The following is a 22,107-nucleotide window of genomic DNA, read 5'->3' as shown; positions in this document are numbered from 1 at the left end:
TTTATCACCAACTTTTTGCAAACTCATATATTGATATTAAGACATAATAGCGCCGATCGTAAGGGGGACCAGAGATGCGGGTAGAACGGTTAACCTATAACAAAATAAAAATCTTCCTAACTTTTGATGATTTGAATGAACGTGGTATTTCCAAGGAAGAAATATGGCAGGATATCCCAAAAGTTCATCAGCTTTTCCGTGACATGATGACTGAGGCTGATGATGAGGTAGGATTCAAAGCTGATGGTCCTATTGCGGTTGAAGTTTTTTCACTTCCAGCTCAAGGCATGGTCGTAATAGTTACAAAAGGAATAAACGAGTATGAACTTGAAGAAGAATATGATGAAGATTATATAGAGATGCAAGTCACGTTAGATGAGAACGATGAGATTTTCTACGAGTTTTCGTCTTTCGAAGACGTTATATTACTTGCAAAACGCCTTCATTCTTTAGAGATTAAAGGTGGTACTCTGTATTCGTTTAATAATCACTTCTACTTAAAGTTTGAAGAAGATGAGGTCCATCCAGTAGACCTGGATCTGTTCATTGCTCTTCTTGCTGAGTTCGGAAGCTCCTCGACGATTACGAGCTATAGAGTTATTGAGTATGGAAAAGAATTAATGAAGTCCGAAGCAATAAGCGAACTGTACCGTTATTTTAAGTAATTGCAAAAGAGAGGGGCGCAAATTTTTGCGTCCTTATTTATTTTTGTGAAAAAGCTTATTTAAAATACTGTTGACTACTCGGTATTTATTCCTCTCCAAAACAAGTTGATTGGAGCGCAAGGTTGTCGCCCTATGGAAAGCGAACAACCTGGAGCGGAAATTAACCACTATCAACAGCTGTAATTTAAACAAAAACAGTCATGAAAACTCAAACAGCATATAGATTGAACATAAACGAAAATGTCATGTATATATCATTGTGAATTTAGAGACAAAACGTGTTATGATTATTAATATTTTTCACATCCACTGAACCGATATGACGGCAGGGAATATAATATATACATAAACTTTTGGGCTAGGAGTGACCATTAAGATGAAAATAGCAGTATTATATGGCGGTGTTTCTGCTGAGAGAGAAGTATCCTTATCAACAGGAAAGCAGATCATCTCTGCGCTTGAAAGCAAAGGTCATGAAGTAATTGGAATTGACTTTCACCCTTCGCGACTTAAAGATTTGTTAGAACTTGAAGCTGATGTTGTATTTTTAGGACTTCATGGAAAGTATGGAGAAGATGGAAGGTTGCAAGGTCTTTTAGATATGATGGGGATTCCTTACGTAGGATCAGGTGCTTTAGCATCAGGAATCGCTATGGATAAGGCGAAATCCAAACAGTTCTTTAAAGATGCTGACATCAACATCGCTAAAGAGAAAGTTCTTTTTAGAAAATCGTATGATGAGAAGCAATTGGAGCTGTCTTTTGACTTTCCTGCTGTAGTAAAACCGAATAGAGAAGGATCAACTATCGGATTAACGATCGCTCAAAATCATGATGAACTTTTAAAAGGAATCGCTGAAGCATTTCTGCATGATGATACGATTCTCGTTGAACAATTTGTAAGCGGCAAAGAGGTTACCGTAGCCGTTATGGGGGAACATAACAACTACAAAGCACTTCCTGTTGTCGAGATCGAGCCAAAGAATGCTTATTATGATTATGAATCTAAGTATGCAGAAGGTGGAAGTATCCACTATGTTCCTGCAAGACTTGATGAGAGCACAACGGCAAAATTGCAAAAACAAGCCGTACTTGCTCACGAAGTTTTAGGCTGCGAAGTGTATTCGCGTGTTGATTTTATTGTTCCGCATGACGGTTCAGAACCTGTTATCTTGGAAGTAAACACATTACCAGGCATGACGCCGACAAGTCTGTTTCCAGATGCGGCTAAAGAGATCGGAATGGACTATCCTTCAATGATTGAAAAATTAATCGAGCTATCTTTAAAAAAGTAACATCAGATTGTGCGAGAATAGAAACGAATGTGGTCTCCACCTCTTAAACGGGGTGGGGAGTACATAATAAAGGCAGTGGACATGCCGTGTAGGTATATTGGCAGAAAATTAGCTATTTTCTCAACAGTCCGTGACTTAAGAAAGCGTTTACTTTTTAGGTGAAAATCACTAATTTTCTCTTCTCTTTGCTTATGCAAAGGTGTATACTGACGATGAAGCTTGACTAAACTCTAGAGGTGACGAATATGGGAGGTAAACAAATGACAGCCCAAAATAACACAGACCAAAAATCCGACAACCAACACGAAAATGACAATGTACTCCAATCCACGCAATCCGTAATCGCGGATGCGCTCGATAAATTAGGATACTCTTCCGAAGTTTATGAGTTATTAAAAGAACCGATTCGTATGTTGACAGTTCGAATCCCGGTTAAGATGGATGACGGAAGTACTAAGATTTTTACAGGATATCGTGCCCAGCATAATGATGCTGTTGGTCCAACTAAGGGCGGCGTTCGTTTTCATCCGAATGTATCAGAAACAGAAGTAAAAGCGCTATCAATCTGGATGAGCTTAAAAGCAGGAATTGTAGATCTGCCATACGGTGGAGGAAAAGGCGGAATCATTTGTGATCCGCGTACAATGTCATTCAGAGAACTTGAAAGATTAAGCCGTGGCTATGTAAGAGCGATCAGTCAGTTAGTAGGACCGACTAAAGATATTCCGGCTCCAGACGTATTTACAAACTCACAGATCATGGCTTGGATGATGGACGAATACAGCAGAATTAGAGAGTTTGATTCTCCTGGATTTATCACAGGGAAACCACTTGTTCTTGGTGGATCTCATGGCCGTGAAACAGCAACTGCTAAAGGTGTTACGATCTGTATCCGTGAAGCAGCAGCAAAAAAAGGTATCCAGCTTGAAGGTGCTCGTGTAGTCGTTCAAGGATTCGGTAACGCTGGAAGCTTCCTTGCTAAATTCATGCATGATGCTGGGGCAAAAGTAATCGCGATCTCGGATGCGTATGGTGGTCTGTTTGATCCAGAAGGGTTAGATATCGATTATCTGCTTGAGCGCCGTGATAGCTTTGGTACAGTAACAAAGCTTTTCAAAGATACGATAACAAATCAAGAGCTTTTAGAGCTTGACTGTGATATTTTAGTACCTGCAGCAATTGAGAATCAAATTACTGAAAAGAATGCACACCAGATCAAAGCTTCGATCGTTGTTGAAGCAGCGAACGGGCCAACTACACTTGAAGCGACTAGAATCTTATCTGAAAGAGGAATTCTATTAGTTCCAGACGTATTAGCAAGTGCTGGTGGAGTAACCGTATCTTACTTTGAGTGGGTACAAAACAACCAAGGTTATTACTGGACAGAAGAAGAAGTTGAAGAAAAGCTTGAACGAGTAATGGTAAAATCGTTTGAAACGGTTTATACTACTGCAATGAACAGAAAAGTAAACATGAGACTAGCCGCTTATATGGTTGGTGTTCGTAAGATGGCTGAAGCATCACGCTTCAGAGGCTGGATTTAAATTTTTGCAAACTCATACCAAATCTCCTATCATATGATGATAGGAGATTTTTTTGGCATGCTAAGAAAATGAATAACAGTGTCTTTTGGAGTGATGAAAAAAGTGAATATAGACGTATGTATTATTGGTGGAGGGCCCTGCGGATTGGCAGCAGCTCTTGCACTACAGAAAAAAGGGATCTCGTATTGTGTAATTGAAAAGGGAAATGTAGTTAACACCATCTATCAATATCCAACACATCAGACATTTTTTAGTTCAAGTGAAAAACTCGAGATCGGTAACTTTCCTTTCGTTCATGAACAAAGAAAACCGAGGAGGATTCACGCTCTAACGTATTATCGTGAAGTGGTCAAGAGAAATCATCTTCAAGTTCGAACGTTTGAAAAAGCAAAATCGGTCACCAAACAATCTGATGGAACGTTTAAGATCCAAACAATCAATCGTAAAGATGAAACGATTAGTTACGATGCCAAATATGTCATCATCGCAACTGGATATTATGATAACCCGAATCGATTGAACATCGAGGGAGAAGACTTGCCTCATGTTCATCATTATTTTAAAGAAGGCCATCCTTACTATGATCTAGATGTTGCTGTGATCGGCGGGAAAAATTCTGCCATCGATGCCGCACTAGAACTCCAAAAATCAGGAGCGCGTCCTCACGTCTTCTACAGAGGAAGTACTTATTCACCTAGCATCAAACCATGGGTACTCCCAGAATTTGAAGCATGTGTAAAGTCAGGCAGTATTAAGATGACTTTTGATGCCTGTGTAAACAAAATAACAGAAGAGGGCTTGTATGTGACGAAAGGGGACAACGAGTCTCAAACATATTATCCGTTTCAAGGTGTGTTTGCCATGATAGGCTATCACCCCGACCACTCGTTTCTATCAAAGATGGGTGTAGGAATCGATGAAGAAACCGGCCGTCCATCATTTTCTCAAGAAACGATGGAAACAAATGTCGAAGGACTTTTTATCGCAGGTGTTATTGCTGCAGGTAACAATGCGAATGAGATTTTTATAGAAAATGGAAGGTTTCACGGTGAAGTGATCGCTGAAACGATAGAGAAACGGAAAAAGAACCGATAACGTTTGAGTTGTCGGTTCTTTTGTATGTTCGCATGGAATAAATCGGGATTTATTTTAATGATTAAATCCTTACTCTTTTATTAATAATTTACGTTATTGCAGAAATAGTCTTTGCAACTGATCTTGCTCACTCGTGTTTTCAAGGGCAATCATTAGTTTTAATCTTGCTTTTTGTCCGTTTAAACCGTTTGAGAAGATCGCACCAATTTCTTTTAAGTGTTTTCCTCCACCCTCATAAGAATAAATGTCTTGTGCTATTCCATTGAAACATCTTGATACAAGTACGACAGGTATTCCATTAGATATAAGTTCTTTTATTGCAGGCACTGTTGCTGGAGGTAAGTTGCCTTGACCTAATGCTTCGATTACAACGCCATCTGCTGAGTTTGTTGCAGCTTTGATCAAATTGCCGTCCATACCTGCATATGCTTTAAGTAAGACGACGTTTTTTGAAAAATTCTTCACATGAAAGAAGTCTGAACGAATCGGTGTGTGATGGAAAAGAACACCTCGTTTTGTTACGATACCGATCGGTCCATATTGAGGACTTTGAAATGTCGCGATGTTACTAGTGTGGGTCTTTGTAACATTTTTTGCAGCGTGTATCTCGTCGTTAAATACAACAAGTGTTCCTTTGCCCAATGATTGATCTTCACAGGCAACTCGTACAGAGGAGATCAGATTGTAAGGACCATCTGAACCGTGTTCGTTACTTGAACGCATAGCACCTGTAACGATTACTGGGAGTGTAGTTTGCAGTACAAGATCTAATACATAGGCTGTTTCTTCAAGTGTATCTGTACCATGAGTGATGACGATTCCATCAAACTGATCAGAATTCGTGTGTGTGGTAATAAATTGCGCTAACTCCAGCATATGGGTAGGAGTGATATGAGGAGATGGCAAGTTCACATAATCTTTGACCGTAATTTCTGCTAAGTCAGACAGTTCTCTTAGAGTCGCCTCTAATGGGTGTGTTTCTTTCGTATTAACACCGCCTGTGGATTTGTTTTCTTCCATAGCGATGGTGCCGCCAGTATGAATTAATAAAATCTTTTTCAAGATTACCGCCCTCCTTATTCTTCGTGTTCGCTATTCCACTTCTTAAAATATCATGTTACGATATAAAAAAACAGTAGAAAAGAGGCAGGACATGCTAGCTGTAATTTCTGCAGCGGTGGCTCCGGCTATTGCTCTATTATCCTTTTTTTATCTAAAAGATAAATATGAGACCGAACCGTTATCATTGGTCGTCAAAGTATATATATTTGGCGTTCTTCTCGTCTTTCCGATCATGGTTATTCAGTTTGGAATTACGGAAGAGATGAACGTTCCTTCCTTTGTTGAAGCATTTTTTGTTAGTGGTACACTAGAAGAATTCTTCAAATGGTTCTTAGTGTTCTATGGCGCATATCTGCATGAAGAGTTCAACGAACCCTATGATGGAATCGTATACGCTACAGCATTATCATTAGGGTTCGCTTCATTAGAAAACATCTTTTACCTATATACGTTCGGAATCGAAGAAGCATTAGTCCGAGCGCTTCTGCCTGTAAGTGGTCATGCCTTATTCGGAGTGATCATGGGCTTTTATTTAGGAAAAGGGAAATTCTCGTCAGGAAGAAAGAAGAAGATCTATCTCACTCTTTCACTTCTGTTGCCCATTGTGTTGCACGGTACGTTCAACTTCCTTTTATTATCCAGCACCAAATATATTTTCTTTTATATGTTTCCATTTATGATCTTCCTATGGTGGTTCGCTCTTCGTAAAGTAAGAATCGCTAATACTGCTTTAACTCCATATAGAAATCCAGATGCGAAGACCGGTGTATAATCGGTCTTCTTTTATTTCACTATCAGAAAGTATAACTTGTTAGCACGATGTCATTCGACGTGGCAACAAGTTAAGGTAGATAGTATAAGTGCAACTAAGGTAGACCTGAAGAGCTTGGCGACAGCCAAGTTTTCTTTATTGTGAACCATGAGTCTTTGAAAAGCTGAATAAAAAATAACAGATTACAAATGATATCTCTATAACACGAAAATTGGAGATTAAATCACAGGAGGCTTACTTTCTCATGAAAAGAAATTCAGCTTACATAAAGGGAGCATTTATTGCGATTGCCCTTTGTTTTGGCCTATTAGCTGGATTTGGTCAGAACAATGCACACGCATTTTCAAACCAAGTCGTACAAGTAGGGGCAACGGGTGAAGATGTAGTAGAACTTCAGTCACGGCTTCAATATTTAGGTTTTTATACGGGGAACATCGATGGAGTATTTGGATGGAGAACGTATTGGGCATTACGAAACTTCCAATATGAGTTCGGCCTGCCGATTGATGGCTTAGCAGGTGGTACGACAAAGAACAAGTTAGCTAAAGCTTCTAAATACGATAAAGCCTGGGTAAATAAGCAGATTGATAAAGGTAAGAAGTTCTCATATTACGGTGGTGAGAAGAAAAGTGCGAAGAGTGGAGAAGCAAAAGGGGGTTCTGCTAAAAGCGGCACGCCAAAAGCTGGAACTGCTAAAGGCACAAAAGGAACGGGTCAAGCTAAAGCGAAGCCTGCTCAAGTTAAACCGGCAAAGAATACACCAGATGGTTATTCACAGAACGATGTGAACTTAATGGCGAATGCTGTTTATGGAGAATCACGTGGTGAGCCATACATCGGTCAAGTCGCAGTAGCAGCGGTTATTATCAACCGAGTGAACAGTGCTTCATTTCCTAACACAGTATCTGGTGTGATATTCGAACCGGGCGCATTCACAGCTGTAGCGGATGGTCAAATTTATCTTACGCCAAATAAACAAGCAAAAAAAGCAGTAATGGATGCTTTGAACGGTTGGGACCCAACAGGTGAAGCGGAATATTATTTTAACCCTGATACAGCTACATCAGGCTGGATATGGACTCGTCCTCAAATCAAAAAAATCGGAAAGCACATTTTCTGTAACTAATAAAGGGGTGAACTGATATGATACGCACAATCCTAATTGTACTGTTGTTCGTTGCTGTAGCAGGAACAGGCTATTGGGGCTACAGTGAACATCAAGAAAAAAATGCTGTACTTTTGCAAGCCGAGAACAATTATCAACGTGCTTTTCATGATCTGAACTTCCATATGGATTCACTTCATGACAAGATTGGCGAAACAATCGCGATGAATACACGAAATCAGCTATCTCCAGCTTTAGCACAAGTGTGGAGGTTAACATCAGAAGCTCATAATGATGTAGGTCAACTACCGTTAACTCTACTACCATTTAACAAGACGGAAGAGTTTTTAACAAAGATGGGCGAGTTCAGTTATCGAGCAGCAGTTCGTGATCTAGATAAGAATCCGCTAAGTGATAAAGAATATAATACGCTAAAAGAGTTGTACGCAAATTCAACCGAAATACAAAACGAGTTAAGAAAAACAGAATCGTTAGCACAAAAGAACAACTTGCGTTGGATGGATGTAGAGATGGCTCTCGCTACAAACAAACAGCCAGAGGATAACACGATTATTGACGGATTTAAGACGGTTGACAAATCGGTCGAAGGTTATTCAGATGTAGACTTTGGAACTGAAGTTTCAAACATGGAGAAAATGAAAGATCGCGACCTTAGTCAGTTAAAAGGTAAAAAGATTACAAAAGAAGAAGCTAAAAAGATTGCAGTCGACTTTTTCCAATTGAAGAAAAACGTGAAGATTACTATCGAAAGCACGGGAAAAGATGCAAAGTATGATGCTTACTCGTTAACGCTATACAACCCAGATACAAAAGGTACAACATACATGGATCTTACGAAAAAGGGTGGTTATCCACTGTATGTACTTTACGACCGTAATGTAGGGAAACCAAAAATCTCACTGAATGAAGCGATGCTTCAAGCAGAAGACTTCCTGAAAAAACATATGGAGAGTCAGATGGAGATGGTAACGAGTGATCAATACGATAACATCGGAGTGTTCACATATGCTCGACTCGATAACGGAGTAAGGATCTATCCTGAAACAGTATCTGTAAAGGTAGCGTTAGATAATGGAGACATCATGGGGTACGAAGGCACAGACTTCCTTCTTGCACACGTTGACAAGAGAACCCCGACGTTTAAGATTTCAGAACAAGAAGCAAGAACAAATCTTAACCCTAAGTTCCAAGTTAAAGAAACAAGCAAAGCATTGATTCGAAACGATATTAACGAAGAAGTGTATTGCTACGAATTCCTAGGAATTCTAGGCGATGATACATTCCGCGTCTTCATTAACGCAGAGAACGGAAACGAAGAAGAAGTAAGAAAGCTTAAAGAAGCAGAGCCATCTTACAACGATATCTAAAAGAGAATTATGGGTATCGTGAACAAAGGTTTGTGTTAATTGCTTCGTTGACAAGTTGATTGGAACGGAAGGTGCGAGACTCCTGGGGGATCAGCGGGACAGGTGAGACTCCTAAGGGTGCGGAGCGCCGAGGAGGCTCACCGCACGCCCCCCCCCCCGGAAAGCGAGCAGCCTGGAGTGGAAATCAACTACTTACAACTATTACAGATTGATCGAATGTTTAAAAAGCAAAATTTCGCAACTTGAAATTTTGCTTTTTCTTTTATTTTGAAACTGTCATAATAAGGTAGAAAGATTAGAAAGCAATGTATGGGGGAAGTTTGATGATTACAGTGGGTGAACCGTTATATTTAGAGCCGTTGTTTTCCGACAAAAAAGATAAATATCGCTGCAAAGTGTTCGATGTCAAAGAGGATCATCTATATATTGATTATCCGAGTAACGAAAAAACAAACCGTACCGAATATTTCTTTGATGGAACACAGTTTAAAGCATCTTTTGTGGATAAAGAGAGGAACGTCTATACGTTTCGAACAGAGCTATTAGGTAGAAAGATCGAAAATATTCCAGTATTGATGATCACTTCTCCGAAAGAAGAAGAGGTACATAAGATTCAACGAAGAGAATTTGTAAGGGTAGAAACGATGATAGACACGTCGGTTGTCAACCAAAATGATGCTTATCCACCTTTTAACTCTGTGATTCTCGATCTGAGTGCAGGAGGGATGCTTCTTTCTCTTCCGGTTGTTCATTCGGTTAAGAGTGAAGACCAGTTGAACTGTCTTGTGGTTTTTCCTATGCAATCTGGAGAAAAACTGTATCTAGATCTAGACTGCACAGTTTTAAGAGTATTTGATGGAGCGGGCGGACGACAGAAAGCTTCCCTTCAATTCGGGGAAATTACGCAAAGAGACCGACAGCATATTATTCGATTCTGTTTTGAACAGCAGCTTCTTATGAAGAAAAAAGAGAGCGTTAGTCTATAGAAGTGCATAGATCTTTTCTTTTGGGGAAAAATACTCCCGAAAAGAAGGTGGCGAATTCATGAAACGATTTGAACGGATATTGATCCAACTTGCCGTTGTTCATTTTATTTTACTGGTGGCCGCGCAGTTTTTACTTGAGATCCCATCCTTTAAGTTGTATACAAACAAGAGTATCTATTACGAAGGAGTCATCAAGAACGACCAACAACCGACTTTGGAAACCATAGACCGTTAAACACCAAGTATGGTAATATACATATAGATTAAGTCTGATATATTCAGATTTATACACAGAAAAAAGCAGGGGAAACTCACCTGCTTTTTATTGCTATGTATGCATTGTCATAGGTATGGGGTAGGAGGAAACATGAAAAAATTATTATCGATCGCCATTGATGGACCGGCTGGAGCAGGAAAAAGTACGGTAGCCAAGCAAGTAGCTGAACGTCTTTCTTTCATTTACATTGACACGGGTGCCATGTATAGGGCATTAACGTATAAAGCTCTTTTAAAAGGAGCAGACCTTAATGATGGACGAGAACTAGAAATCGTATTGAACGATACAGATATTAAATTAGTGATCACAGAGCAAGGACAAGCTGTTCTTCTTGATGGAAAAGATGTTTCTGAAGAGATCAGAACAAGTGAAGTGACCAATAATGTATCGTTTGTTGCTAGACAGCAAGAAGTGCGTACTGAAATGGTAAAAAGACAACAGCTCTTAGCTGAATCTGGCGGAGTTGTCATGGATGGCCGTGATATTGGCACTCACGTTATGCCGAATGCTGAGCTGAAGATCTTCTTGATCGCTTCTGTAGAAGAAAGAGCTAAGAGACGTTATGAAGAAAATATGTCAAAAGGGTTTGAAGCTGATTTTGAACTCTTAAAAAGTGAAATTGCACTAAGAGATAAACGTGACAGCGAGAGAGAAGTTGCTCCATTAAGAAAAGCAGAAGATGCTATCGAACTGGACACAACAAGTATGACGATCGAAGAGGTAGTTTCAAGCATTCTTCATTATGCAAAAGAAAGGGCTTTGTAAAATGATGCTTTATTCTTTCGGAAAATGGCTATGTGGGACATATTTCAAAGGAACATATAAGCCAGAGATCGTTGGAGCAGAAAACATGCCGAAAACAGGTGGCGTGCTTTTATGTACCAACCATATCCACAACTACGATCCGCCGCTTGTAGGGGTAGCTTCACCACGAGACGTGCATTTTATGGCTAAAGCAGAGCTCTTTTCTGTACCGGTTTTAAAACATATCCTTCCAAAAATCAACGCTTTTCCTGTAAAACGCGGGATGAGTGACAAAACGGCATTAAAAACAGGAATGAATCTTTTAAAAGAAGGAAAAGTGGTAGGGTTGTTTCCAGAAGGAACCCGCTCAAAGACGGGAGAAATCGGAGAAGGTCTTGCAGGGGCAGGTTTCTTTGCTCTTAAATCACAGGCACACATCGTTCCTTGTGCAATCGTTGGAGAATATCAAAAAGGCAAAAAACTAAAAGTCGTATTCGGCAAACCGATCGACTTTACACATTTTCGGGAGCAAAAAGCTTCCGCAAAAGAAGCGACAGAGCTTATAATGAAAAATATAGCTCAGTTAAAAAAAGAGCATGAATAACTTAATCAATTATCTTTAAGAATTTACTTTTGAGTTGTTTTTTTAAAGGCATCATTGATAAATTGATTGGAGCGTAAGGTGCGAGACTCCTGCGGGATCAGTGGGACAGGTGAGACTCTTAACAGCGCATAGCGCTAAGAGGCTCACCGCACACCCCGCGGAAAGCGAGCATCCTGTAGCGCAAATTAATCACATTCAAAGGTTTGCATCTTTGCAAAAACAACTCCATGATCGATGTTAATGTTCTTTCATACCGAAAGTTCAATAAATTACTTTTCTAATTTTTGAGGAGGGCACGAACATGACAGACGAAATGAGCACAAGTTTAACAAATGCTACCATGGCTGAAAAAGGTGAAATCATTAAAGGTACTGTACTAAAAGTGGAAGACAAGCACGCGTTAGTGGATATCAGCGCTAAGCAAGACGCGTTTTTACCGATTAATGAAGTTTCAAGTCTTTTCATTGAAAAGGTAAGTGACGTGTTGAATGAAGGAGATAGAATCACTGTCAAAGTACTTTCTCACACGGAAGACAAACTTCTTGTGTCAAAGAAAGCAGTGGACACTGAGAAATCTTGGAGCGAACTTGAAGAAAAGTTTAACTCTAAGGAAACGTTTGAAGTCGTCGTTCATGATGTAGTAAAAGGTGGACTAGTAGTAGATCTTGGCGTTCGAGCGTTCATCCCAGCTTCTATGGTCGAGTCTCACTTTGTAGAGGACTTTTCGGATTATAAAGGAAAATCGCTTTCTGTGAAAATCGTAGAACTTGATGCTGAGAAAGGCCGAGTTATCTTATCTCACCGTGCCGTAACGGAAGAAACAGCGGTAGCGAAGAAACAAGAAATCTTAGACCGTTTAGCACCTGGAGAAATCATTGAAGGTAAAGTGCAGCGTTTAACAGACTTCGGTGCATTCGTAGATATCGGTGGTGTTGATGGGTTAGTCCATGTTTCACAGCTTTCACACAGCCGTGTTGATAATCCTTCAGAAGTTCTTAGCGAAGGTGAGACGGTGAAAGTAAAAGTTCTATCTGTTGATCGTGATAATGACAGAATTTCATTGTCCATCAAAGAAACTCAGCCTGGACCGTGGGAAGAAGCAAGTTCTTCCATTCAAGCAGGAAGTGTTATTGAAGGTACTGTAAAACGCATCGTTACGTTTGGTGCGTTTGTAGAAGTAGCACCTGGCATTGAAGGGCTGGTTCACATTTCAGAACTAGCGAACCGTCATATCGGAAATCCGAGTGAGGTTGTTAAAGAAGGTCAGCAAGTTTCTGTAAAAGTTCTTGAAGTGAACAGTCAAGATAAGCGAATGAGCCTTAGCATGAAAGCTGTTCAAGATGAAAAGGAAAAAGCGAACCTGAAAGAAAACCTTCCTAAAGAAGAAAAAGGTTTTTCATTAGCGGATATGATCGGTGATCAGCTAAAAGGTTACAAATAAGACAAATGAAGTTACAGCTCTCGATGATTCTCATCGAGAGCTTTTTTTCTTGCGATTAGAAGGGTACATATTCTGGCAATAATGCTATCGAGGTGAATGAGATGAACGATGGCATACTTTTTTATTGGTTCATGTGGATGGGCTGGATAGTTTCAACCTTTCTTATTAAGAAGGGACAATTAAGGAATCAATGTGTTTTTATGACGTTGTTAGGAATTATTTTGTCTGGTGTCAACATTCATCTTTCAATTGGAAGCATGAATGCTGCATTTGTGTTCTTCTTAGTGATGGCATTTGTTCATGTGATCAAAAATAGTCATCAGATCTTTTTTTTCGTTACTAGCAGTTTTATAGTGGCTACAGCCTTTGTTTCGATCGAACTTTTTGCTTTATACGATCCAGCTAAACTCTTTGTAAACAAAGAATTAATGATTCTTATATTCCTGACACTTCTAGTGATTACGTTAGCAAGATCGAAGAAAGATCACTTCAGTCTGATCGCCATCGGTCTTTTTATTGGTGATGCTGCTTATCAGTTCATCATTCTTAGACTCGTTGGCAAAGTTGAAATCGGATCTCTATATGTGATGGATTTGTTTGCCTCAACTTCTATGATGCTCTTATTTATGGTAGTATTGGTAGATATGTTCAAAAAAATAAGACGAACAGCTTTTAAAAGGGTTACTTCAGCTAAGCAGATTTAGAAGAGAATCAGTTGTCTAAACCACAAGTAATTTGCTAAAATAAGTGGACTTGTCTAATTACAAGAAAATGAACGAGCATATAAAAAGAAAATTTGATGATTGACTTGATCAGGAAAAAAGGGAAGTGTCTAGATGACGAAACCAGTTTTAGCCATAGTAGGAAGACCGAACGTAGGGAAATCTACTATTTTTAACAGAATTGCCGGAGATCGTATTTCGATCGTAGAAGATATGCCAGGTGTAACGCGTGACCGTATTTATAGCTCTGCTGAGTGGTTGAACACAGAATTCAACTTGATTGACACAGGCGGTATTGAGATTAGTGATGCACCATTTATGAGTCAGATGAAAGAGCAAGCAGAACTCGCTATTGAAGAAGCGGATGTTATTCTATTTCTCGTAGATGGAATGAATGGAATTACAGCTGCTGATGAAGAAGTAGCTAAGATGCTGTTTCGTTCCAAAAAGCCTGTCGTATTAGGTGTGAATAAGATCGATAACCCCGAACGTAAAGAATTGTTGTATGAGTTCTATAGCTTAGGAATGGGTGAACCAATCGGTGTGTCAGGTACACATGGTATCGGTCTTGGCGATCTTTTAGATCAAGTAGTAAGCCATTTCCCTGAAACAGTAGCTGAGGAAAAAGAAGATGATACGATTTACTTCTCTTTAATCGGACGACCGAACGTAGGGAAATCTTCTCTTGTGAATGCGATCTTAGGTAAAGAACGAGTTATTGTTAGTAACATTGCAGGAACAACAAGAGATGCGATCGATTCTAGTTTTGAGCGTGAAGATCAGAAGTATGTGATCATCGATACGGCTGGTATGAGAAAGCGCGGAAAAGTATATGAGACGACTGAAAAATATAGTGTAATGCGTGCGATGAAAGCGATCGAACGTTCCGACGTTGTCCTTATGGTCATCGACGCTGAAGAAGGAATCATTGAACAAGATAAAAAGGTAGCTGGTTTTGCACACGAAGCCGGTAAAGCGGTAGTGATCGTCGTAAACAAGTGGGATGCTGTTGAAAAAGACGATAAGACGATGCAAAAGTTCGAACAGAAGATTCGTGATCATTTCTTATATCTATCATACGCACCGATCGTTTTCGTATCTGCATTAACGAAGCAGCGTCTTCATCAGCTGTATCCTGTCATCAATCAGGTGGCTGAGAATCACTCGCTTCGCGTCCAAACGAACATCTTAAATGAAGTGATCATGGATGCTGTTGCGATGAACCCTGCACCGATGGATAACGGAAAAAGACTGAAGATCAACTATGCGACACAAGTGGCGTCAAAACCACCAACGTTTGTTATCTTTGTTAATGATCCAGAACTTTTCCACTTCTCCTATAAACGTTTTCTCGAGAACCGTATTCGTGAAACATTTGGTTTTGTTGGAACGCCGATCAAAATCTTTGCTAGAAAGAAAAACGATTAATTTTTCTTGATGACGTTTGTACTCTTCGTTGTTTCTTACTTGATCGGAAGTATCAGTTTCAGTTATTTGCTGACTAAAGTATTGAGAAATGAAGACATAAGAAATCATGGTAGCGGTAACGCAGGTGCTACGAATACGTTAAGAGTGTTGGGCAAAAAACCCGCGATCGCAGTACTGCTTTTAGACTGTCTAAAAGGTATCTTGGTTGTATTAGTTGCTTTGTGGTTTACTAATTCTTCCTTAATCGCAGTTTTATGTGGATTAGTAGCCGTAATCGGTCACAACTATCCCGTCTTTTATGGATTTAAAGGCGGGAAAGGTGTGGCTACAGCGATCGGTGTTTTTGCTGCAATTGCTTTCTTGCCTTCACTCATAGCTGGTGTTTTCGCTATCATAACCATTTGGATATCCAGATTTGTTTCATTAGGTTCTATTGTTTTTTTAATTCTTACTCCTTTCTTTATGTTGTACCAATTTAATCTGTCTCTTGAAGCAGTATTGGCGAGCTTTGTCCTTTCAATTGTTTCAATCTGGAAGCATCGTGGAAATATAGCAAGGATTTGGAGCGGGAATGAAAGTAAAATTTAATAGTGGAGTGTGACATGTATGGGTAATGTTGCTGTTTTAGGTGCTGGAAGCTGGGGTACTGCTCTTGCCATCGTTTTGGCTGACAACGGTCATAACGTTTCTCTTTGGGGACGTAGAGAGGATCAAGTCAGTGAGATCAACAACAAACATATGAATGAAAAATATTTGCCTGGAGTTGAACTCCCTGAAAACATACAAGCAACAACTCAGTTGAACGAATGTGTGAAAGATGCAGATACGATCGTACTCGTTACGCCAACAAAAGCGATGAGAGAAGTACTCGGTCAATTAAAGAACGAACTGATCTCACCGGTAACAATCGTTCATGCTTCTAAAGGCATCGAACCTGGTACATATAAACGTATTTCTGAAATCATTGAAGAAGAGCTTCCTGAGACTGTTTTGGATTCTGTAGTCGTACTTTCAGGTCCAAGTCATGCCGAAGAGGTTTCTTTAAGGCAGCCGACGACTGTTACGGTATCTTCTGTAAACATGGAATCTGCTGAAAAAGTACAAGATCTGTTCATTAATCAAAATTTCCGTGTCTACACAAACCCTGATGTGGTTGGTGTTGAGCTTGGTGGTGCATTAAAGAACATCATCGCTCTAGGTGCTGGACTTTCTGATGGATTAGGCTATGGAGATAACGCGAAGGCGGCTTTAATCACGAGGGGTCTAGCTGAGATCGCTCGACTGGGTACACATATGGGTGCAAATCCTCTTACATTCTCTGGTCTTACTGGCATTGGAGATTTGATCGTAACTTGTACGAGTGTTCATAGCCGTAACTGGCGCGCTGGCAACATGCTTGGAAAAGGTATGAAGCTTGAAGACGTTCTTGAAAATATGGGCATGGTCGTTGAAGGCGTTAGAACCACTCAAGCCGCATACGAATTGAGTAAGCGGGAAGAAGTGGAGATGCCGATCACACAAGTGCTGTACGATGTATTGTTTAACGGTAAGGGTGCAAAGCAAGCTGTTGACGATCTGATGCAGCGTTCTCGCACACATGAAGTGGAAGATGTATCTTCTTTAAAGAGCTAAAAACACTCCGTCAAATAGGCGATTGTCTAAAAAAAATTAGGCAATCGCCTTTTTTTCTTTCACGCTTCCCATCTCCTTGCATACGATAAGGGTGAAAAGGAAGTGGGAGGAGGACTTCAGGTGGAACGTGAACAACACTTTTTTGATAAGATCGAGAAGAAAACAAGTGTGAAAAAGGATGATATTTTTAAACTTGCTCAATCCGTAAGCGGGTCAAATCTTCGTGACGAGCGCACGATTCGTATGCTGATTTCCCAAGTATCTTCTATGGCTGGTGTAGCAGTCTCAAAACAAAAAGAAGATCAGATCGTTCAAGCTGTTCTTAACAATAACATCCCTCTTGACTTGGCAACATTATCTAAAATGTTTGAAGGTAAGTAGATCGAATTTAAAAAATGTATAAAGTGGATAAAGCACCTAAATCATGGGAGTGTTCCTTCAGTACAGGAAGTATTTAGTCGAACACCCGGTCATGCCCGGGTGTTTTTTTGTATTATTTTGTTTTGTTGTAAGGAAGGTAGTTGATCACCATTCCAGGTTGCTCGCAGCTCATCTACCCACCAGTCCCGCAGGAGGCAGCACGCCACACTCCCATCAACTTGTCAGATATCCACTACTTTCAAGACTAACGACAACTACTAGGATAGCTATCTAAATCAGGCGTAATCTTGTGAATCAAGTTTTCTATTGTTAATAACAGAGTCTAGACTCTTACAAAATTCCAACTTCCGAAAAAGTAAAGGAAATACCAAGAATTATGCTATAATGTACGCTGTGGACAAGGAGGATACATATGAGTGAAGGTTTGTTAAAAATGTGGGTGGCGCTATCAGCCATCGGTTTAATGTTTGTAGCAGTTTTCTCTATCATGTTTAGTCGAGCGAAATTAAAAGGGATATTTCAGACGGTCGTTTCGTTATTCGCTTGGATCTGCATGATCGTTGCAGGTATTCTAATCATCATCGTTGTGTTCAGCGGACCTGTACAAGGGTAGAGGAGGAAGTCTAGATGTCTAAAAAATGGTGGATTCCTTTATGTTTAATGTTATTTACACTTTCAGGATGCTTATATCCGGAAGAAAGAAAAACACAAAATCGAGTACCTTATCAAGATCAGATTACAGCGGTTCAGCAAGCTGTTGAGAGTTTTCAAAAAGATACAGGTGTTCTGCCGATCAAGACAAAAGAGGCAGATACAGATATCTATCAAAAATACTTGATCGACTTTAATAAACTAGTTCCAAAATATATGCAAGAACCTCCAGGTAATGCTTTTGAAAAGGGTGGGACCTTTCAGTACGTGTTGATCGATGTAGAGACTAAGCCGACGGTCAAGCTTGCAGACCTTGTTTTAACAGATAAGGTTCAAGATATTCAAGTCGCTTTAAATATCTATATGGCTGAACATGACTATCCGCCATTCAAAAAGATAGAAGCACAAGGCAGGCATACTCTTGATTATAAGAAGTTAGGTTTTAAAGAAGATCCGTATGTCACGAGTCCCTTTACGGGCAAGAAACTGCCATTGATGGTCAATGGTGATGCAAAGATTTTTATAGATTATAGAAAAGATTTAAATTCAGCGATATCAAGCTACCAGAACGAATTAGATAAACACGAAGACATTCGCCATCTATTAGCGGTTCATTCGTTTTTTGTGCCTGTCTATTCCGTTCCCTATACAGTTGAAAATAATAAACCTATTTTTTTAATAAAATAGGCATGAACTCTCCCTTTTTCTAATACATTCATAGAAAAGGCGGAGAGATTTTTTTTGGAAATCCTTTTAACGAAACAAGCTTTATAGTTTCATCGGTAGGCACTCAAGTGCGCCCTCCCGTTTTAATGGAACTATACAACCGAGAAAAGCGAGGATCCAATAAAAATTTCCGTTCCTTTGTCATAATCAATAGGACAAAATCATACGATGTATTGTCCAAGACTAGCATCCGGAACTTTATTTGGATCGGGAGGGAAACGAATGGAGAAAATCGATATTTTCAAAGATATCGCCGAACGGACAGGCGGAGATATCTACTTGGGTGTAGTAGGAGCAGTAAGAACAGGGAAGTCCACATTTATTAAGAAATTTATGGAGCTTGTGGTGCTGCCGAACATTGATAATGAAGCAGAACGCCAACGTGCTCAAGATGAACTACCGCAGAGTGCAGCTGGACGCACCATTATGACCACTGAGCCCAAATTTGTTCCAAACAATGCGGTGAAGATCAATGTAGGTGATGGGCTTGATGTTAACATACGTCTTGTTGATTCAGTAGGTTATGCGGTGCCAAGTGCAAAAGGGTACGAAGATGAAAACGGCCCAAGAATGATTCATACACCTTGGTACGATGAGCCGATTCCGTTTCATGAAGCGGCAGAAATCGGTACTCGAAAAGTCATTCAAGAGCACTCCACTCTCGGAGTAGTTGTTACGACAGATGGTACGATCGGTGAGATTCCAAGATATGATTATGTGGAATCAGAAGAACGAGTGGTTGAAGAGCTGAAAGAAGTTGGAAAGCCGTTTATCATGCTGATCAACTCCACGCAGCCACACCATCCAGATACGCAAAGACTTCGCAACGAGCTTTGTGAAAAATATGATATTCCTGTACTCGCGATGAGTGTTGAAGCGATGACGGAGCATGATATTAACAATGTGTTAAGAGAAGCGTTATACGAGTTTCCGGTGCTTGAGGTCAATGTTAACCTTCCTAGCTGGGTAATGGTCCTACGTGAGAACCATTGGCTACGTGAAAGCTATGAAGAAGCAGTAAGAGAAACGGTTCAAGACATCAAACGTCTGCGTGATGTAGATAAAGTTGTTGGGTTCTTCGCGGATTATGATTTTATCGATGACGCGAGACTTGCGGGAATCGAAATGGGGCAAGGGATCGCTGAGATCGACTTGTTCGCACCTGATTACCTATACGATCAGATCTTAAAAGAAGTGGTTGGAGTCGAGATTCGAGGAAAAGACCACCTGCTTCAGCTGATGCAAGAATTTGCATACGCTAAGACTGAATACGATCAAGTGGCAGATGCTCTTCGAATGGTTAAGCAAACAGGGTATGGAATAGCGGCGCCAGCGATTACTGATATGAGCCTCGATGAGCCAGAGATCATCCGTCAAGGATCTAGATTTGGTGTAAGACTAAAAGCGATCGCACCATCTATTCATATGATTAAAGTAGATGTAGAATCAGAGTTCGCTCCGATTATTGGTACGGAAAAACAAAGTGAAGAGATGCTGAGATACTTGATGCAAGACTTTGAAGAAGATCCGCTATCAATCTGGAATTCTGATATCTTTGGAAGATCGCTAAACTCTATCGTAAGAGAAGGGATTCAAGGCAAGATCTCACTCATGCCAGAGAATGCAAGATATAAATTAAAAGAGACATTGGAACGTATTATAAATGAAGGTTCAGGCGGTTTGATTGCCATTATTTTATAACTTAGGGACTCCTATAACCAGGAGTCTTTTTTTTGTGATCATAACTTCTTCCTGCTCATCTAGATGGGGGTATTGAAGTGGATAAGCCTAACTCGAGGTATTTGATTGTTATGTTACTAGCACAAATGACCTGTGTTAAGGGAGTGACTTTATTACCTCGGTAGTGCCGATTTTTTGTAAAAAAAGGTCAAAAAATAAGGAATTTTAAGGGTTGAATAGCGAAAAACGCCTAAAAAAGATTGAATTTCTGTATGTAATCGTATAATATAAGGCTTGTTACAGATATAATTAGTAAAATCTTGTATTTTACATAAATAAATGAATCATGATTTAAAAGTTGAATGTTGGTGAATATATCCTTGAGAGGAGGTGAATGGAATGAACAAGACTGATCTAATCAATGCAGTATCTGAGCAAGCTGAGCTTTCTAAGAAAGATGCATCTAAAGCAGTTGACGCTGTTTTCGAAGCAATCACTGGTACTCTACAAGGCGGTGATAAGGTTCAACTTATCGGATTTGGTAACTTTGAAGTTCGTGAGCGTGCAGCTCGTAAAGGCCGCAACCCACAAACTGGTCAAGAGATCGAGATCTCTGCTAGCAAAGTTCCTGCTTTCAAACCAGGGAAAGCCCTTAAGGACGCTGTTAAATAATTGATACATAGGGCAACTTAAAAAGACCGTGAATCTTTCACGGTCTTTTTTATATGGAATGTAAGAAGGGAAAGATATATCGGCAAGAATGAGATTATATCGGCAAGATTTTATTTTTATCGGCAAGAATTTGAATATATCGGCAACAATTCCATTTTATCAGCAATTCACTCAATGAATCATTCTTCATCCAATTCAAACCTTGCTATTCGATCAGATCCGCTCCTCACATGGCGTAAGGGTTTTCTCCTTTTGCTATTCTTTCTTCGTTATGCTAAAATTTTTCTATTGTGTTAATGGAATTGGAGGACAACCGGCGTGGCAGAAGTTCAAAAAGAAAAAATTGAGTTAGCTGTAAAAATGATATTAGAAGCTATAGGTGAAGACCCTGAGAGAGAGGGTTTAATAGATACACCAAAACGTGTTGCGAAAATGTATGAAGAAGTATTCCAAGGATTAAATCAAGATCCAAAAGAGCACTTTGCTACTATTTTTGGCGAAGATCATGAAGAGTTAGTGCTTGTAAAAGACATTCCTTTCTACTCCATGTGTGAGCATCACCTTGTTCCTTTCTTCGGGAAAGCGCATATCGGTTACATACCTAAAGGAGGAAAAGTAACAGGCTTAAGCAAGCTGGCTAGAGCTGTTGAAGCTGTTACAAAACGACCTCAACTACAAGAAAGAATTACGTCGACGATTGCGAACAGCTTGCTCGAGACTTTAGAACCTCATGGTGTGATCGTGGTTATTGAAGCAGAGCATATGTGCATGACGATGCGTGGTGTTAAAAAACCGGGCTCTATGACGGTTACTTCAGCGGTACGCGGTGTTTTTGAAAAAGATCCTGCTGCTCGTGCAGAAGTACTAAGTTTAATCAGAAACTAAGGAGGTAACTTCATGAAATCAGAATTTGATTTTTTCGTGATCAAAGCGAAAGAGAACGGCGTAAACGTGATCGGCTTAACTCGTGGTACAGAAACAAGATTTCACCATTCTGAAAAGCTTGATAAAGGTGAAGTGATGATCGCTCAGTTTACCGAGCATACTTCAGCTGTGAAAGTTAGAGGAAAAGCAGTGATCTACACAAAACACGGAGAAGTAGATACAGAATCGTAAGGATTACTTTCGGCGGTATACGTGCCAAAAAGCTGGGCTAGAGATAAGCCTAGTTTTCTTTATGTCTTTTAAAGAGGTTGAATCCTAATAATTTTGGCGACTATGTTATAATAAGAAAGCAC

At 39.9% G+C, this 22,107-nt stretch carries 24 protein-coding genes; 23 read left to right on the top strand and 1 reads right to left on the bottom strand.

Annotation, left to right across the window (positions count from 1 at the left end; translation table 11 throughout):
* Nucleotides 1-74 precede the first annotated feature (74 nt).
* The 4 genes from IHV10_RS14000 (at nt 75) to IHV10_RS13985 (ending at nt 4,598) form a co-directional block, all read left to right on the top strand.
* Nucleotides 75-665 (top strand): genetic competence negative regulator, encoded by a 591-nt coding sequence (locus tag IHV10_RS14000; protein WP_197130732.1) that lies wholly within the window; start codon nt 75-77, stop codon nt 663-665.
* A gap of 376 nt (nt 666-1,041) precedes the next feature.
* Nucleotides 1,042-1,959: a D-alanine--D-alanine ligase family protein gene (locus tag IHV10_RS13995; protein ID WP_197130728.1), complete on the top strand. Its 918-nt coding sequence runs from the start codon at nt 1,042-1,044 to the stop codon at nt 1,957-1,959.
* A 260-nt stretch (nt 1,960-2,219) separates the two neighbouring features.
* Nucleotides 2,220-3,503, top strand: coding sequence for a Glu/Leu/Phe/Val family dehydrogenase (locus tag IHV10_RS13990; protein WP_197130725.1), 1,284 nt, complete (start codon nt 2,220-2,222; stop codon nt 3,501-3,503).
* 93 nt (nt 3,504-3,596) lie between these two features.
* Nucleotides 3,597-4,598 carry a YpdA family putative bacillithiol disulfide reductase gene (locus IHV10_RS13985; protein WP_197130721.1) on the top strand — a complete coding sequence of 334 codons (1,002 nt, stop codon included), beginning with the start codon at nt 3,597-3,599 and terminating at the stop codon, nt 4,596-4,598.
* Between the two features lie 93 nt (nt 4,599-4,691).
* On the opposite strand, the gene IHV10_RS13980 is transcribed toward IHV10_RS13985, so the two are convergent.
* A complete protein-coding gene (locus tag IHV10_RS13980) occupies nt 4,692-5,660 on the bottom strand; it encodes an asparaginase (RefSeq protein WP_197130718.1) in 969 nt (322 codons plus the stop codon).
* A 91-nt stretch (nt 5,661-5,751) separates the two neighbouring features.
* Here IHV10_RS13980 and prsW point away from each other — a divergent pair, with 91 nt between their 5' ends.
* The 19 genes from prsW (at nt 5,752) to mtrB (ending at nt 21,985) form a co-directional block, all read left to right on the top strand.
* Complete coding sequence (gene prsW / locus IHV10_RS13975; RefSeq protein WP_197130715.1) at nt 5,752-6,432, top strand: glutamic-type intramembrane protease PrsW; 681 nt, start codon at nt 5,752-5,754, stop codon at nt 6,430-6,432.
* 244 nt (nt 6,433-6,676) lie between these two features.
* Nucleotides 6,677-7,558, top strand: a complete 882-nt coding sequence (gene sleB, locus IHV10_RS13970) for a spore cortex-lytic enzyme (protein ID WP_197130712.1) — start codon at nt 6,677-6,679, stop codon at nt 7,556-7,558.
* Between the two features lie 17 nt (nt 7,559-7,575).
* The gene (ypeB, locus tag IHV10_RS13965; protein ID WP_197130709.1) at nt 7,576-8,925 is read left to right on the top strand and encodes a germination protein YpeB; all 1,350 of its coding nucleotides are present in this window, start codon (nt 7,576-7,578) and stop codon (nt 8,923-8,925) included.
* A gap of 323 nt (nt 8,926-9,248) precedes the next feature.
* On the top strand, nt 9,249-9,911 hold the full coding sequence (locus IHV10_RS13960) for a flagellar brake protein (protein WP_197130706.1): 663 nt from the start codon (nt 9,249-9,251) through the stop codon (nt 9,909-9,911).
* A 58-nt stretch (nt 9,912-9,969) separates the two neighbouring features.
* Nucleotides 9,970-10,146, top strand: a complete 177-nt coding sequence (locus IHV10_RS13955) for a DUF5359 family protein (protein WP_171005421.1) — start codon at nt 9,970-9,972, stop codon at nt 10,144-10,146.
* A gap of 132 nt (nt 10,147-10,278) precedes the next feature.
* Nucleotides 10,279-10,953 (top strand): (d)CMP kinase, encoded by a 675-nt coding sequence (cmk, locus tag IHV10_RS13950; RefSeq protein ID WP_197130703.1) that lies wholly within the window; start codon nt 10,279-10,281, stop codon nt 10,951-10,953.
* A 1-nt stretch (nt 10,954) separates the two neighbouring features.
* Nucleotides 10,955-11,536, top strand: coding sequence for a lysophospholipid acyltransferase family protein (locus IHV10_RS13945; protein ID WP_197130700.1), 582 nt, complete (start codon nt 10,955-10,957; stop codon nt 11,534-11,536).
* A gap of 301 nt (nt 11,537-11,837) precedes the next feature.
* Nucleotides 11,838-12,977: a 30S ribosomal protein S1 gene (gene rpsA, locus IHV10_RS13940; RefSeq protein WP_197130697.1), complete on the top strand. Its 1,140-nt coding sequence runs from the start codon at nt 11,838-11,840 to the stop codon at nt 12,975-12,977.
* A 101-nt stretch (nt 12,978-13,078) separates the two neighbouring features.
* Entirely contained in the window at nt 13,079-13,681 is a 603-nt protein-coding gene (locus IHV10_RS13935; RefSeq protein WP_197130695.1) for a YphA family membrane protein, read from the top strand.
* A gap of 132 nt (nt 13,682-13,813) precedes the next feature.
* Complete coding sequence (gene der, locus IHV10_RS13930) at nt 13,814-15,127, top strand: ribosome biogenesis GTPase Der (protein WP_066395717.1); 1,314 nt, start codon at nt 13,814-13,816, stop codon at nt 15,125-15,127.
* Between the two features lie 9 nt (nt 15,128-15,136).
* Nucleotides 15,137-15,715, top strand: coding sequence for a glycerol-3-phosphate 1-O-acyltransferase PlsY (plsY, locus tag IHV10_RS13925; protein ID WP_197131183.1), 579 nt, complete (start codon nt 15,137-15,139; stop codon nt 15,713-15,715).
* A gap of 18 nt (nt 15,716-15,733) precedes the next feature.
* Complete coding sequence (locus tag IHV10_RS13920; protein WP_197130692.1) at nt 15,734-16,759, top strand: NAD(P)H-dependent glycerol-3-phosphate dehydrogenase; 1,026 nt, start codon at nt 15,734-15,736, stop codon at nt 16,757-16,759.
* Between the two features lie 120 nt (nt 16,760-16,879).
* The gene (locus tag IHV10_RS13915) at nt 16,880-17,140 is read left to right on the top strand and encodes a stage VI sporulation protein F (protein ID WP_066395705.1); all 261 of its coding nucleotides are present in this window, start codon (nt 16,880-16,882) and stop codon (nt 17,138-17,140) included.
* A gap of 412 nt (nt 17,141-17,552) precedes the next feature.
* Nucleotides 17,553-17,753, top strand: a complete 201-nt coding sequence (locus IHV10_RS13910; protein ID WP_197130689.1) for a DUF2768 domain-containing protein — start codon at nt 17,553-17,555, stop codon at nt 17,751-17,753.
* 14 nt (nt 17,754-17,767) lie between these two features.
* Nucleotides 17,768-18,478: a hypothetical protein gene (locus IHV10_RS13905; protein WP_197130686.1), complete on the top strand. Its 711-nt coding sequence runs from the start codon at nt 17,768-17,770 to the stop codon at nt 18,476-18,478.
* 261 nt (nt 18,479-18,739) lie between these two features.
* Nucleotides 18,740-20,218, top strand: coding sequence for a stage IV sporulation protein A (spoIVA, locus tag IHV10_RS13900; RefSeq protein WP_137789039.1), 1,479 nt, complete (start codon nt 18,740-18,742; stop codon nt 20,216-20,218).
* 378 nt (nt 20,219-20,596) lie between these two features.
* Nucleotides 20,597-20,869: an HU family DNA-binding protein gene (locus tag IHV10_RS13895; RefSeq protein ID WP_197130683.1), complete on the top strand. Its 273-nt coding sequence runs from the start codon at nt 20,597-20,599 to the stop codon at nt 20,867-20,869.
* Between the two features lie 318 nt (nt 20,870-21,187).
* The gene (gene folE, locus IHV10_RS13890) at nt 21,188-21,754 is read left to right on the top strand and encodes a GTP cyclohydrolase I FolE (protein WP_197130680.1); all 567 of its coding nucleotides are present in this window, start codon (nt 21,188-21,190) and stop codon (nt 21,752-21,754) included.
* Between the two features lie 12 nt (nt 21,755-21,766).
* Nucleotides 21,767-21,985: a trp RNA-binding attenuation protein MtrB gene (mtrB, locus tag IHV10_RS13885; RefSeq protein WP_066241872.1), complete on the top strand. Its 219-nt coding sequence runs from the start codon at nt 21,767-21,769 to the stop codon at nt 21,983-21,985.
* Nucleotides 21,986-22,107 lie beyond the last annotated feature (122 nt).

This window comes from Fictibacillus sp. 5RED26 (assembly GCF_015903895.1).
GTDB classification, from domain to species: domain Bacteria; phylum Bacillota; class Bacilli; order Bacillales; family Fictibacillaceae; genus Fictibacillus; species Fictibacillus phosphorivorans.
Note: the sequence above shows the minus strand (reverse complement) of the source record. Positions and strands in the feature narration are given on the sequence as shown.